This window comes from Klebsiella sp. GL120222-02, from assembly GCF_003097195.1.
Lineage (GTDB): Bacteria > Pseudomonadota > Gammaproteobacteria > Enterobacterales > Enterobacteriaceae > Klebsiella > Klebsiella variicola.
Genome location: NZ_QEQO01000003.1, coordinates 498,824 through 512,812, shown reverse-complemented (window position 1 = coordinate 512,812; position 13,989 = coordinate 498,824). Strand labels below are relative to the sequence as shown.

Genomic DNA, 13,989 nt, shown 5'->3' with positions numbered 1-13,989 from the left:
AAAAAGCAGGCAGGGCGTGATGGATATTGTATTTATAGAGCAACTTTCGGTAATCACCACCATTGGTGTTTATGACTGGGAACAAACCATTGAGCAGAAGCTGGTGTTCGATATCGAAATTGCATGGGATAACCGCAAGGCGGCCGCCAGCGATGATGTCAGCGACTGCCTCAGCTATGCTGATATCAGCGAGCGAGTGATCGCGCATGTGGAGGGGGGAAAATTCGCGTTAGTGGAGCGGGTGGCGGAAGAAGTGGCCGACCTGCTGCTGGAAACATTCCAGTCGCCATGGGTGCGTATTAAAGTCAGCAAACCTGGCGCCGTGGCCCGCGCGGCAAATGTCGGTGTGATTATTGAACGTGGCCTTAATCTGAAACAAAACTTTTCAGGTCATACTTGTTAAACAAATTGCGTTTATACCGGTCATAGCATCCGGTCATCAGGCAATTTTACTGGCGATGTCCTTCCAGAACGGTGGACGAATCCGTGTGTACTTCCTGTACGCTGCGGATTACGCGCGCTCTGGCTGTCGGGTTGCGCCTGTTGATCGATAATGTGTTCCTGGTTTTTTTCATTTTACTTTTTAAAGGGTTTAATTGAATGAGCGATATACACTCGCTGCTGGTGGCGGCAATATTGGGTGTGGTTGAGGGGTTGACAGAGTTTTTACCTGTTTCCAGTACCGGTCATATGATTATTGTTGGTCACCTGCTGGGGTTTGAAGGTGATACGGCAAATACCTTTGAAGTGGTTATTCAGCTAGGCTCGATACTCGCCGTAGTGGTGATGTTCTGGCGTCGTTTGTTCGGTCTGATCGGCATCCATTTCGGCAGGCCGCCGGAGCATGAAGGCAAAGGCAGCGGTCGCTTGTCGCTTATCCATATCCTCCTCGGCATGATCCCCGCGGTGGTGCTGGGGCTGATTTTCCACGACACCATTAAATCCTTATTTAACCCGGTAAACGTGATGTACGCCCTGATTGTCGGCGGCGTATTGCTGATTGCGGCGGAAGTACTCAAGCCGAAACAGCCGCGCGCGGTCGGGATTGACGATATGACCTATCGTCAGGCGTTTGTCATCGGCTGCTTTCAGTGTCTGGCGCTGTGGCCGGGGTTCTCGCGCTCGGGGGCGACTATCTCCGGCGGCATGCTGATGGGCGTCAGCCGCTACGCGGCGTCGGAGTTCTCTTTCCTGCTGGCGGTACCGATGATGATGGGCGCCACCGTGCTGGACGTCTACAAGAGCATCGGCTTCCTGAACATGGGCGATGTGCCGATGTTTGCCGTCGGCTTCGTGATGGCGTTTATCGTGGCGCTGATTGCGATTAAAACCTTCCTGCAGCTGATCAAGCGGATCTCGTTTATCCCGTTCGCTATCTACCGCTTTATCGTGGCGGCAGCCGTTTACGTGGTCTTCTTCTAAGACCAGTGCCCTCAGCCTTGCGGCTGGGGGCAACGCTGTTCCTTCCACTGCGCCACCGCAGCAATTCTCCGCCGCGTCAGCTCTTCGCGAATTTCCGCCCCTTTAAAGCCCGCCGCCACTACCTCTTTGGTGGAGACAGACTGCGCCACTTCCCAGGCCTCCAGAAGCAGGCGCCCTTGCGGGTAATCGCTGGCCTCGAAACCGGTGCGTCCGCGGACGTCGGCTTCGCTGGTGAGGGCGATCTGCTGCACGCGCTGCGGTTTGCGCCAGGCGTCAATGCTGTCGAAGAGTTTGACGAGGGTTTTCGGCTGCAGGATCGGCAGGGTGTGGATCAAGTCATGGTACTCCGCCACCAGTTTCGCGAGATCGCGGATATCGTTTGGCACCCGCAGACGCGCGCAGATCTGTTCTACCAGCTTGACGCCCGCCGGGCCATGGCCGTGGTGACGCGGCCAGAGCGCTTTCGGCGTCAGTCCTTTACCGAGGTCATGACACAGGGTGGCGAAACGCACGTCGACATCCGGCGACAGCATCGCGGCCATCGTGACGGTCATCAGGGTGTGCAGGCCGGTATCGATTTCCGGGTGCCACTTCGCCGGGGCCGGCACGCCGTACAGCGCGTCAATTTCCGGAAACAGCACCTTAAGAGCCTGGCAGTCGCGCAGCGTCTGGAAAAAGACCTGCGGATTGCGGGTGGTTAACGCGCTTTCCGTCTCTTTCCACACCCGCTCCGGCGTTAAATGCGCCAGCTCACCGGCCTCAACCATCGCATGCATCAGGGCCTGGGTTTCTTCGGCAATGCGAAAGCCCAGATGCGCATAGCGGGCAGCAAAGCGCGCCACACGCAGCACGCGCAGCGGATCTTCGCTAAAGGCGGGAGAGACATGGCGCAGCAGGCGCAGGCGGAGATCGTTTTGCCCGCCGTAGGGGTCGATGATCGTGCCATCGGCATCCTGGGCGAGGGCGTTGACCGTCAGGTCGCGGCGCAGCAGATCGGCTTCGAGGGTCACGTCCGGGGCGGCATAGCAGGTAAAACCGGTATAGCCCGCGCCGGATTTGCGCTCGGTACGGGCCAGGGCATACTCCTCCCGGCTTTGCGGATGGAGGAACACGGGAAAGTCGCGGCCTACCTGTTGGTAGCCCGCGTCAAGCATCTGTTGCGGGGTGGCGCCCACCACCACCCAGTCTCGGTCTTTGACCGGCAGCCCTAATAGCGCATCGCGCACCGCACCGCCGACCAGATAGCTCTTCACGCCCGATTCTCCCGTATCTGTTTTTCGCAAGATGATACGTAAGTCTGGCAGAGAAGACGAATTAGTTCATCCACCGGTCTTTACGTTTGCGGCTTGGCACCAGATGCGGCAGCACCAGACCCAGCAGCAGACCGACGCCGAGCACGCCGCCGCCGTACATGAACCACTGCATGATAATGGTGCGCTGTTTGTCATCAAGCTGCAGATTCGCCGCATTCACCTTCTTCTGCGCGACCACCAGCTCGTTTTTCAACTTCTGGTTCTCGTCCTTCAGCGCGTTAATCGCGCTGTCGCTGCCGGCGACTTTCTTCTGCATATCCGCCGTGCGCTGGTTCCAGGTGGCGTCGATGTTGTTCAGCTTATCGGTCAGCGTTTTGACCTGGTTTTCCAGATCCGGGACGCGGGTGCGCAGGCTGGGCTCATTGCTCAGCTCTTTCAACGGGATCCAGGCGGTACGGCCATTGCTGTCGCGGACCTGCGCGTAACTGGTGCTGTCGTTCGTTTGCAGCACCGACACTTCTTCCCCGGCGTTGATGGTGCCGACCAGACGATAATTATCGCCCGGGCCGCTGCGAACCCAGGTGTTCAGCTCATCGGAAACGTAGCGCTTTTCTTCTGCGTGAACCGCCGTAGCGGCGCTAAGCGCGAGCAAAGTAAAAGTAATCAGGCGTAATTTTGGCATCAGGTCATCGTTTGGTCATAAAAAGTGGAACGATAGTAGAGGCATCGCCAGAGCGACGCAAAGTTTTCCACCACAATCGGAATCATCCAGGAGGTGGCCCGGCAAAAAGCGCGTTGCATGGCGATTCGCCGCAAAATACTATCTACTGACAAAAAATATCGTCGTAAGTTCGCCGCAATTTGTCGGCGCAGCACAGAAGCGGAAGAATTCAGTCATGGCTCAAGAAATCGAACTCAAGTTTATCGTCGCTCAGAATGGGGTAGAGACGCTGCGCGAGCAGCTCAATGCGCTCGAGGCGAAACATACGCCTGCGGGCCAGTTACTGAACATTTATTACGAAACCGCCGATAACTGGCTGCGTCGTCACGATATGGGGCTGCGCATCCGCGGCGACCAGGGGCGTTATGAAATGACGCTGAAAATTGCCGGCCGGGTGGTAGGGGGGCTGCACCAGCGTCCGGAATACAATATCCCACTGGATAAACCGGAGCTGGCGCTTGAGCGCCTGCCGGCGGAGGTCTGGCCGCAAGGCGAGCTCCCGGCCGCACTGGCGGAGCATGTCCAGCCGCTGTTCAGCACTGATTTTGCTCGTGAACGTTGGGTGATACAGGAAGGGAATAGTGAGATTGAGATCGCCCTCGATCGCGGCGAAGTGAAGGCTGGCGAACATCAGGAGCCGATCTGCGAACTGGAGCTGGAGCTGCTTGCCGGGGAGACTGCCGATCTGCTGCGCCTTGCGCACCGTCTGCTGGAGAGCGGCGTCCTGCGTCAGGGGAGCCTGAGCAAAGCCGCGCGCGGGTATCATCTGGCGCAAGGCAATGGCGAGCGTCCCGTCACCTCGCTGACGGTGCTGGCGGTGGCGGCGAAGGCCAGCGTGGAGCAAGGGCTGGAGGCGGCGCTGGAGAGCGCCCTGGCGCACTGGCTGTATCACGACGAAGTATGGCTGCGCGGCAATGCGAAAGCCAAAGCGGAAATCCTGCTGGCGTTAGCCCGCGTGCGCCATACCCTCGTGCTGTTCGGCGGCATCGTGCCGCGTAAGGCGACCACCCAGCTCCGCGCGTTGCTGAACGACGCCGAAGCCGTTCTGCTGGCCGCGGACACCGCCGACGAGGCGTTATTCCGCACCGAGGTCGTCGGCGCCAAACTGGCCCTGACTGAATGGCTGGTCCAGCGCGGCTGGCGTCCGTTCCTCAACGAGGCGGGAGAGAAAAAAATAGCCGGATCGTTCAAACGGTTTGCCGATATTAACCTCTCGCGGGTGGCGGCCGAGCTGCGCGGCGCCGTGCAGCATCTGGCGGTCGAAGATGCCGCCGACCAGTTGCCGAAGCTGTCCCGTGACATCGACAGCGTCCAGCTGCTGGCGGGCGCCTATGGCGACGCCGTCGCGCCGTGGCTGGAGAACTGGCAGGAGCTTCACCGTGCAATAGCACATGACGATCGCAGCGTCTTTGAATATTTCCGTCGCCAGGCGCTGGCTGCCGAGCCGTTCTGGCTGCATAGTGGAAAACGATAATTTCAGGCCAGGGAGCCCTTATGATGCCGCTTTCTCCGCAATTACAGCAGCACTGGCAGACGGTCGCTGACCGTCTGCCAGCGGATTTTCCCATTGCAGAACTGAGCCCACAGGCCAGGTCGGTCATGGCGTTCAGCGATTTTGTCGAACAGAGTGTGATCGCCCAGCCGGGCTGGCTGAATGAGCTTGCGGACTCCTCGCCGGAGGCGGAAGAGTGGCGGCATTACGAGGCCTGGCTGCAGGATCGTCTGCAGCCAGTCACTGACGAAGCGGGGTTGATGCGAGAGCTGCGTCTCTTCCGCCGCCAGATGATGGTCCGCATCGCCTGGGCGCAGGCGCTGTCGCTGGTGAGCGAAGAAGAGACTCTGCAGCAGCTGAGCGCCCTGGCTGAGACGCTGATTGTCGCCGCCCGCGACTGGCTGTACGCCGCCTGCTGTAAGGAGTGGGGAACACCATGCAATGCCGAGGGCCAGCCGCAGCCGCTGCTGATCCTCGGGATGGGAAAGCTGGGCGGCGGCGAGCTGAACTTCTCTTCCGATATCGATCTGATCTTTGCCTGGCCTGAGCATGGCGCCACCCGCGGCGGCCGCCGCGAGCTGGATAACGCCCAGTTCTTTACCCGTCTGGGGCAGCGGCTGATCAAGGCCCTTGACCAGCCGACGCAGGACGGCTTTGTCTATCGGGTTGACATGCGCCTGCGGCCGTTTGGCGACAGTGGGCCGCTGGTACTCAGCTTTGCGGCACTGGAAGATTATTACCAGGAGCAGGGTCGGGACTGGGAACGCTATGCGATGGTGAAAGCGCGGATCATGGGGGATAACGACGGCGTGTACGCCAGCGAACTGCGCGCGATGCTCCGTCCTTTCGTCTTCCGCCGTTATATCGACTTCAGCGTGATCCAGTCGCTGCGTAACATGAAAGGCATGATCGCCCGCGAAGTGCGGCGTCGCGGGCTGAAAGACAACATCAAGCTCGGCGCCGGCGGGATCCGTGAAATTGAGTTTATCGTTCAGGTCTTCCAGCTGATCCGCGGTGGTCGCGAACCTGCACTGCAGCAGCGCGCCCTGCTGCCGACGCTGGCGGCGATTGATGAGCTACATCTGCTGCCGGAAGGCGACGCGGCGCTGCTGCGCGAGGCCTATCTGTTCCTGCGCCGGCTGGAAAACCTGCTGCAAAGCATCAACGATGAACAGACCCAGACCCTGCCGCAGGATGAACTTAACCGCGCCAGGCTGGCGTGGGGGATGCATACCGAAGACTGGGAGACGCTGAGCGCGCAGCTGGCGAGCCAGATGGCCAACGTGCGGCGAGTGTTTAATGAACTGATCGGCGATGATGAGGATCAGTCCCCGGATGAGCAACTGGCCGAGTACTGGCGCGAGCTGTGGCAGGATGCGCTGGAAGAAGATGACGCCAGCCCGGCGCTGGCGCATTTAAACGATACCGACCGCCGTAGCGTGCTGGCGCTGATTGCCGATTTTCGTAAAGAGCTGGATCGGCGCACCATCGGCCCGCGCGGCCGCCAGGTGCTGGATCAGCTGATGCCGCATCTGCTGAGCGAAATCTGCTCGCGCGCCGATGCGCCGCTGCCTCTGGCGCGGATCACGCCGCTGTTGACCGGGATCGTCACCCGTACCACCTATCTTGAGCTGCTGAGCGAATTCCCCGGCGCGCTGAAGCACCTGATCACGCTCTGCGCGGCGTCGCCGATGGTCGCCAGCCAGCTGGCGCGCCACCCGCTGCTGCTGGATGAGCTGCTGGATCCCAACACTCTCTATCAGCCGACGGCGACCGATGCCTATCGCGACGAGCTGCGCCAGTACCTGCTGCGTGTGCCGGAAGAGGATGAAGAGCAGCAGCTGGAGGCGTTGCGCCAGTTTAAGCAGGCGCAGCAGCTGCATATCGCGGCGGCGGATATCGCTGGCACCCTGCCGGTGATGAAGGTCAGCGATCACTTAACCTGGCTTGCCGAAGCGATCCTCGACGCGGTGGTGCAGCAGGCATGGGGGCAGATGGTCGCTCGCTACGGCCAGCCGACCCACCTGCACGATCGCCAGGGTCGCGGCTTCGCCGTCGTCGGCTACGGTAAGCTTGGCGGCTGGGAGCTGGGCTACAGCTCCGATCTCGATCTGGTGTTCCTCCATGACTGCCCGGCGGAGGTGATGACCGACGGCGAGCGGGAGATTGACGGCCGTCAGTTCTACCTGCGGCTGGCCCAGCGGATCATGCACCTGTTCAGCACCCGCACCTCGTCCGGTATTCTCTACGAAGTGGACGCCCGGCTGCGTCCTTCTGGCGCGGCGGGGATGCTGGTCACCACCGCCGACGCGTTTGCTGACTATCAGCAGAACGAAGCCTGGACGTGGGAACATCAGGCGCTGGTGCGCGCCCGCGTGGTCTATGGCGACCCGGCGCTGCAGGCGCGCTTTGACGCCATTCGTCGCGATATCCTGACCACCCCGCGGGAGGGGATGACCCTGCAGACCGAGGTTCGCGAGATGCGCGAGAAGATGCGCGCCCACCTTGGCAACAAACATCCCGATCGTTTTGATATCAAAGCCGATGCCGGCGGGATCACCGATATTGAATTTATTACTCAGTATCTGGTCCTACGCTATGCCAGTGACAAGCCGAAGTTGACCCGCTGGTCTGACAACGTGCGTATTCTTGAGCTGCTGGCGCAGAACGACATCATGGACGAGGAGGAGGCGCGCGCCTTAACGCATGCGTACACCACCTTGCGTGATGCGCTCCATCACCTGGCCCTGCAGGAGCAGCCGGGACACGTGGCGCCAGAGGCCTTCAGCCGGGAGCGTCAGCAGGTCAGCGCCAGCTGGCAGAAGTGGCTGATGGCTTAACTATAAAATCGGGTGTGCTATTATCGCGCGCAAAGTTTGCGTCTCGCAGGAGAGAGTCATGAAAGTAACGCTGCCGGAGTTTGAACGTGCAGGAGTGTTGGTGGTGGGTGATGTGATGCTGGACCGCTACTGGTACGGCCCCACCAGTCGTATTTCCCCGGAAGCCCCGGTGCCGGTGGTGAAGGTGGAAAATATCGAAGAACGTCCTGGCGGCGCGGCAAACGTAGCGATGAACATCGCCTCCCTGGGGGCAACGTCGCGCCTGGTGGGATTGACCGGGATTGATGACGCTGCCCGCGCGCTGAGCCAGGCGCTGGCCAATGTGAATGTGAAGTGCGACTTCGTCTCCGTCCCGACTCACCCGACCATCACCAAGCTGCGGGTGCTGTCGCGCAATCAGCAACTGATCCGCCTCGACTTTGAAGAGGGCTTCTCCGGCGTGGATCCGCAGCCGATGCATGAGCGCATTCAGCAGGCGCTGGGATCCATTGGCGCACTGGTCCTCTCGGACTACGCCAAAGGGGCGCTGACCAGCGTCCAGACGATGATCAAGCTCGCCCGTGAAGCGGGCGTGCCGGTGCTGATCGATCCGAAAGGCACCGATTTCGAACGCTACCGCGGCGCGACGCTGCTCACCCCGAACCTCTCTGAGTTTGAAGCGGTGGTGGGCAAGTGTCAGGATGAAGCGGAGATCGTTGAACGCGGCATGAAGCTCATCGCCGAATTTGAACTGTCAGCGCTGCTGGTGACGCGTTCTGAGCAGGGGATGACGCTGCTGCAGCCGGGGCGTCCGCCGCTGCATATGCCGACCCAGGCCCAGGAAGTGTACGATGTCACCGGCGCCGGCGACACGGTGATTGGCGTGCTGGCGGCGACCCTGGCCTCCGGCAACACCCTGGAAGAGGCCTGCTATTTCGCCAACGCCGCGGCGGGCGTGGTGGTCGGTAAGCTGGGGACCTCCACCGTTTCCCCTGTCGAGCTGGAAAACGCGGTCCGCGGCCGGGCTGAGACCGGCTTTGGCGTGATGAGCGAAGAGGAACTCAAACAGGCGGTTGCGGCAGCGCGCAAGCGCGGTGAGAAAGTGGTGATGACCAACGGGGTCTTCGACATTCTGCATGCCGGCCATGTCTCCTATCTGGCGAATGCGCGCAAGCTGGGCGACCGTCTGATCGTGGCGGTCAACAGCGATGCCTCAACCAAACGTCTGAAAGGCGAAACCCGCCCGGTGAACCCGCTGGAGCAGCGGATGATCGTGCTGGGGGCGCTGGAGGCCGTCGACTGGGTGGTCTCCTTCGAGGAAGACACCCCGCAGCGGCTGATTGCCGGTATCCTGCCGGACCTGCTGGTCAAAGGCGGCGATTATAAGCCGGAACAGATCGCCGGCAGCGAAGAGGTCTGGGCTAACGGCGGCGAAGTGCTGGTGCTCAACTTTGAAGATGGTTGCTCGACCACCAATATTATTAAGAAAATACAAAAAGATAGCGATAAATAATCTTTTCGCTATTCACCGGCTTGTACGGTGAAGCATCACGGCCCGCGATGGAGATATCGCGGGCCGTTTTTATTTAATCATGTGGAAAATGATTTAGCGCAATAAATAATCATGTTAAGCGCATTTTTCGTACAAACCGCGTTAAGGTAAGCGTAAATACTGAAGTGAGTAAAAGGCATATGACTGATCAGAACATCCACCGCTGAAGGAGTATGCGCATGAACCATAACGATATGTATTCAATGAAGAATTTTGATTTTTTGGCGCGGAGTTTCGCCAGAATGCACGCGCAAGGCCAGCCAGTTGATCTTCAGGCCATTGTCGGCAATATGGATGAAGAGCATCGTGAATGGTTTTGCCAGCGTTATGAACTTTACTGTCGTCAGGTAAACAGCCCGGCGGAAGCCGCCCACTAAGCCAAACGCAAAACGGGCCCCTGAGGGCCCGTTTTTTACGGCTGCTCTTCGCTGCCAGGCGTCGCTGCCTGGCGGTTTTCGAGGTCATTCAGACGCTGCTCCAGCAGCGCCAGTTTTTCGCGGGTCCGCAGCAAAACCTGAGTCTGTACGTCAAACTCTTCGCGGCTGACCAGATCCAGGCGGGTCAGCTGCGACTGCAGCGCCTGGCGGATTTTCTTCTCAACATCCTCACCCAGATCGCGAAGTCCTTTTGGCATCGACTCATGGACCTGGCGGGCGATTTGTTCAATTTTTTTCGGGTCAATCATGGTGGTTTCCTGCTCGGGTCGGATGATTGATCATTGTAGTGCGAACCAGGCCGCCTATAAACCAGAAATGTTTGAAGCTTATGCATTGCCGAGGATAGTCAATAGCGTTATAGTTATCTCGCTTATTCTCAGGGCGGGGCGAAATTCCCCACCGGCGGTAAATCAACCATCGCGTTGAAAGCCCGCGAGCGCTTCCCGTGACTACGGGAAGGTCAGCAGATCCGGTGTAATTCCGGGGCCGACGGTTAAAGTCCGGATGGGAGAGAGTAACGGCACAGTCGGGCCCAGGCCCGCTCGCGTTGACTTTTGCCGCTAAACCGGCGCTCCTAAGACTGCCCTGATTCTGGTAACCATAATTTTAATGAGGTTTTTTTACCATGAATCAGACGCTCCTTTCTTCTTTTGGTACCGCTTTTGAACGTGTGGAACACGCTTTGGACGCCCTGCGCGAAGGCCGCGGCGTGATGGTGCTTGATGATGAAGACCGTGAAAACGAAGGCGATATGATCTTCGCCGCCGAAACCATGACCGTTGAGCAGATGGCGCTGACCATTCGTCACGGCAGCGGCATTGTGTGCCTGTGCCTGACCGAAGATCGCCGCAAACAGCTGGATCTGCCGATGATGGTTGAGAACAACACCAGCGCCTACGGCACCGGCTTTACCGTGACCATCGAAGCGGCCGAAGGTGTGACCACCGGCGTCTCCGCTGCCGACCGCGTGACCACCGTCCGCGCGGCCATTGCCGACGGCGCGAAACCTTCCGATCTCAACCGTCCTGGCCACGTTTTCCCGCTGCGTGCGCAGCCGGGTGGCGTACTGACCCGCGGCGGCCACACTGAAGCCACTATCGACCTCGTGACCCTGGCTGGCTTTAAACCCGCAGGCGTGCTGTGCGAGCTGACCAACGACGATGGCACCATGGCGCGCGCGCCGGAGTGCATCAAGTTCGCTCAGCAACACAATATGGCGGTAGTCACGATTGAAGATCTGGTGGCCTATCGTCGCGAACATGAGCGTAAAGCCAGCTAAATAGCGGTTCGCTACGCCCGACCACAGCCCACTTCTTAGTGGGCTGTGTTGTTTCTGCGCTTTAACCGATGCCCATCGTCTGGAGTACCACCAGACTCAGCCCCATGACCGACATCCCGCACAAAACGCCATAGCTTGGGTTGCTTTGCGGATCGATCTCTTTCGCCAGCGGCATCAGTTCATCGACGGACAGTGCCACCATAATCCCGGCCACAGCGGCCATGATCGCTCCCATCACCAGCGGTGAGACCAGACTCCCCAGAATCAGCCACGCCAGCACGCCGCCCAAAATTTCCGCCATGCCGGAAAGCCCGGCCCAGAGTACCGCCTTGCTGCGCGACCCGGTGGCGGCATACACTGGCCCGGCAACGGCCAGTCCTTCAGGAATATTGTGCAGGGCAACGGCGAGGGCCACGCCCATGCCGAGTTCCAGGTTGTTGCTGGCCGTGACATAGGTGGCGATCCCTTCCGGGAAGTTATGCAGGCTGATACCCAACGTCAGCAGAATAGCGGTGCGACGTAAATTACGTGGACGCGGCGTGGCGGGGGTCATCAGATCCTGCGGGTGAGCGTGCGGCAGCAGGCGGTCAAGGCCGAAATAGCCCAGCAGGCCGATGACAAACATCCCGTAACCGAGCAGCGGCGACATGCCTTCGGCGGTCAGCGCGGCAGGCAGCATTTCCATCAATGAAATCAACAGCATGATCCCGGCGGCAAAGCCGAGGGAGAAGCCAAGCAGACGGTTAGAGGGTTTCTGACCAATCACGCCGAATATGGCGCCAATAAAGGTTGCGCTACCGGCTAACAGCGTCAATATTAAGGGTGATGACATCGCTACTCTCCCTGTGAAAATAAGTGCATATGAGTATATTGCCTGAGGATGCGCGTACGGGACACGTCCCTTTACCGCGACTTACATTCAAATTTTCTGACGATCATCATCATGGTTATCTGAGTTTATCCTGGCGCAAAAGCGCGTAATGTGAGCACATCACATTGACACCCTAAGGATATCATCATGTCCCCTACCCGAATGCCCGCGTTGTTTCTCGGCCATGGCAGCCCAATGAACGTGCTGGAAGACAACATTTATACTCGCGCCTGGGCTCACCTGGGCGAAACCCTGCCGCGTCCGAAGGCGATTGTGGTGGTCTCTGCGCACTGGTTCACGCGCGGTACGGGCGTGACGGCGATGGAGGCCCCGAAGACCATTCACGACTTCGGCGGTTTCCCACAGGCGCTGTATGACACCCATTATCCGGCGCCGGGCTCTCCGGCGCTGGCGCAACGACTGGTGGAGCTGCTCTCGCCTGTGCCGGTCACCCTCGATAAAGAAGCCTGGGGATTTGACCATGGCTCGTGGGGCGTGCTGATTAAAATGTATCCGCAGGCGGATATCCCGATGGTTCAGTTGAGCATCGACAGCACCAAACCGCCGGCCTGGCATCTCGAAATGGGGCGGAAACTGGCCTCGCTGCGTGATGAAGGCATTATGCTGGTGGCCAGCGGCAACGTGGTGCATAACCTGCGCACCGCCCGCTGGCACGGCGAGAACACGCCGTACCCATGGGCAGAGTCCTTCAATAACTACGTGAAGGCGAATCTGCAATGGCAGGGGCCGGACGAGCAGCACCCGCTGGTTAACTACCTGGCACACGAAGGAGGCTCGCTCTCCAACCCAACGGCGGAGCATTTCCTGCCGCTGCTATATATCCTGGGGGCGTGGGATGGTGTTGAAGCGATTACGATCCCGGTCGATGGCATCGAGATGGGCTCGCTGAGTATGCTGTCGGTAGTGGTTGGCGCCTGATGATAGTGCGCTCCGGCGATATCGTCGCCGGAGCGCGACATTATTCGACGAAAATGTGCGGATAGAAGCGCGACAGATCCTGAGTGATCAGCGCCCGATCTTCGCGAATGCCGATCCCGGCGGGCTGATCGTTGATGAGCCAGCTGCCAATCAGTGTGTAGCTGTCACCAAACTTCGGCAGGGGGTAAAACTCCTGCACGATGGTTCCTTCTTCCCCGTACGGACCTTCCACCGACTCCACGACCTTGCCCTGCTCAACAATGGAGACGTTGGCCCCTTCACGAGAGAAGATCGGCTTAATGACGTACTTCTCCATCTCCGGGTGGGCATCTTCGCTGAAGTAGGCCGCCAGCAGATTCGGGTGATTGGGGAACATTTCCCACAGCATCGGCAGCAACGCTTTGTTGGAGATAATGCTTTTCCACGCGGGCTCCAGCCAGCGCACGCCGGCGTCTTCCAGCTTGGTGGAGAACATCTCCCGCAGCATAAACTCCCACGGATAGAGCTTGAACAGGTTACCAATCACCTGATCCTGCAGATCGGTAAACTGACCTTTTTCGCCCAGACCGATATCTTCGATATAGAGGAATTCCGTCGCCAGGCCTGCTTCCGCGGCGCAGTCCTGCAGATACTGCACAGTGCCGCGATCTTCAACGGTATCGCGGCAGCAGGCCATATGCAGCAGCTGGAAGCCAAACTGCTCGCGCAGCTCGCCGAAGCGATCGATGAGCTTTTCCTGCAAACTATTGAACTGGTCGCTGCCCGCCGGCAGCTTGCCGGCGTTGAGCTGGTCTTCCAACCAGATCCACTGGAAGAAGGCCGCTTCATACAGCGAGGTCGGGGTGTCGGCATTGTTCTCCAGCAGCTTCGGCTCGCCGACGCCATCCCAGGCCAGGTCGAGACGCGAGTAGAGCGACGGCTGGTTGGTTTTCCACGACTGGCGCACAAAGCCCCAGGTGTGTTTAGGGATGCGGAATTTAGTCATCAGCTCATCGCTGGCGATCACTTTCTCCACCACCTGGAGGCACATTTGATGCAGCTCGGCGGTGACTTCCTCCAGTTTTTCCACCTGCGCGAGGGTCAGCTTGTAATACGCCTCTTCGCTCCAGTAGGGCTCGCCGTACATGGTGTGGAAGTTGAAACCGTACTCGGTCGCTTTCTCGCGCCAGTCCGGGCGCTCGGTAATACTGACTCTTTCCATGTG

14 protein-coding genes and 1 riboswitch are annotated in these 13,989 nt (G+C 59.3%); of the genes, 8 read left to right on the top strand and 6 right to left on the bottom strand.

Features of this window, described 5'->3' with window-relative positions; translation table 11 throughout:
- Positions 1-19 precede the first annotated feature (19 nt).
- Both folB and bacA read left to right on the top strand, forming a co-directional pair.
- Positions 20-403 (top strand): bifunctional dihydroneopterin aldolase/7,8-dihydroneopterin epimerase, encoded by a 384-nt coding sequence (folB, locus tag N438_RS12455; protein WP_004150923.1) that lies wholly within the window; start codon positions 20-22, stop codon positions 401-403.
- 197 nt (positions 404-600) lie between these two features.
- A complete protein-coding gene (gene bacA / locus N438_RS12450) occupies positions 601-1,422 on the top strand; it encodes an undecaprenyl-diphosphate phosphatase (protein WP_008806529.1) in 822 nt (273 codons plus the stop codon).
- Positions 1,423-1,433: 11 nt separating this feature from the next.
- On the opposite strand, the gene N438_RS12445 is transcribed toward bacA, so the two are convergent.
- The gene (locus tag N438_RS12445; protein WP_008806528.1) at positions 1,434-2,675 is read right to left on the bottom strand and encodes a multifunctional CCA addition/repair protein; all 1,242 of its coding nucleotides are present in this window, start codon (positions 2,673-2,675) and stop codon (positions 1,434-1,436) included.
- 61 nt (positions 2,676-2,736) lie between these two features.
- Positions 2,737-3,357 (bottom strand): TIGR04211 family SH3 domain-containing protein, encoded by a 621-nt coding sequence (locus N438_RS12440; RefSeq protein ID WP_008806527.1) that lies wholly within the window; start codon positions 3,355-3,357, stop codon positions 2,737-2,739.
- A gap of 214 nt (positions 3,358-3,571) precedes the next feature.
- Between N438_RS12440 and N438_RS12435 the strand changes: the two genes are divergently transcribed.
- From N438_RS12435 to hldE, 3 genes are read left to right on the top strand one after another with little or no spacing between them, the layout of a single operon-like run.
- Entirely contained in the window at positions 3,572-4,870 is a 1,299-nt protein-coding gene (locus tag N438_RS12435; RefSeq protein WP_022064948.1) for an inorganic triphosphatase, read from the top strand.
- A gap of 20 nt (positions 4,871-4,890) precedes the next feature.
- Positions 4,891-7,728, top strand: coding sequence for a bifunctional [glutamate--ammonia ligase]-adenylyl-L-tyrosine phosphorylase/[glutamate--ammonia-ligase] adenylyltransferase (gene glnE, locus N438_RS12430; RefSeq protein WP_165818799.1), 2,838 nt, complete (start codon positions 4,891-4,893; stop codon positions 7,726-7,728).
- A 58-nt stretch (positions 7,729-7,786) separates the two neighbouring features.
- On the top strand, positions 7,787-9,220 hold the full coding sequence (gene hldE / locus N438_RS12425) for a bifunctional D-glycero-beta-D-manno-heptose-7-phosphate kinase/D-glycero-beta-D-manno-heptose 1-phosphate adenylyltransferase HldE (protein WP_012540541.1): 1,434 nt from the start codon (positions 7,787-7,789) through the stop codon (positions 9,218-9,220).
- A gap of 77 nt (positions 9,221-9,297) precedes the next feature.
- Here hldE and N438_RS28010 read toward each other — a convergent pair whose 3' ends face one another.
- Positions 9,298-9,447, bottom strand: coding sequence for a hypothetical protein (locus tag N438_RS28010; protein WP_165459498.1), 150 nt, complete (start codon positions 9,445-9,447; stop codon positions 9,298-9,300).
- Here N438_RS28010 and glgS point away from each other — a divergent pair.
- Entirely contained in the window at positions 9,439-9,636 is a 198-nt protein-coding gene (gene glgS / locus N438_RS12420; protein ID WP_004205248.1) for a cell surface composition regulator GlgS, read from the top strand. The genes N438_RS28010 and glgS overlap by 9 nt on opposite strands.
- A gap of 35 nt (positions 9,637-9,671) precedes the next feature.
- Here glgS and N438_RS12415 read toward each other — a convergent pair whose 3' ends face one another.
- On the bottom strand, positions 9,672-9,944 hold the full coding sequence (locus N438_RS12415) for an accessory factor UbiK family protein (protein ID WP_008806522.1): 273 nt from the start codon (positions 9,942-9,944) through the stop codon (positions 9,672-9,674).
- Between the two features lie 120 nt (positions 9,945-10,064).
- A riboswitch (FMN riboswitch) is annotated at positions 10,065-10,216 on the top strand.
- Between the two features lie 105 nt (positions 10,217-10,321).
- Here N438_RS12415 and ribB point away from each other — a divergent pair.
- Positions 10,322-10,975 carry a 3,4-dihydroxy-2-butanone-4-phosphate synthase gene (ribB, locus tag N438_RS12410; protein WP_004174356.1) on the top strand — a complete coding sequence of 218 codons (654 nt, stop codon included), beginning with the start codon at positions 10,322-10,324 and terminating at the stop codon, positions 10,973-10,975.
- Positions 10,976-11,036: 61 nt separating this feature from the next.
- Here the strand turns inward: ribB and zupT are convergent, their stop codons facing one another.
- Entirely contained in the window at positions 11,037-11,807 is a 771-nt protein-coding gene (gene zupT / locus N438_RS12405; protein ID WP_008806521.1) for a zinc transporter ZupT, read from the bottom strand.
- A gap of 186 nt (positions 11,808-11,993) precedes the next feature.
- Between zupT and ygiD the strand changes: the two genes are divergently transcribed.
- Positions 11,994-12,785, top strand: coding sequence for a 4,5-DOPA dioxygenase extradiol (gene ygiD, locus N438_RS12400; protein ID WP_008806520.1), 792 nt, complete (start codon positions 11,994-11,996; stop codon positions 12,783-12,785).
- A gap of 40 nt (positions 12,786-12,825) precedes the next feature.
- Here ygiD and N438_RS12395 read toward each other — a convergent pair whose 3' ends face one another.
- The gene (locus N438_RS12395) at positions 12,826-13,986 is read right to left on the bottom strand and encodes a glutathionylspermidine synthase family protein (RefSeq protein ID WP_008806519.1); all 1,161 of its coding nucleotides are present in this window, start codon (positions 13,984-13,986) and stop codon (positions 12,826-12,828) included.
- Positions 13,987-13,989: the final 3 nt, after the last annotated feature.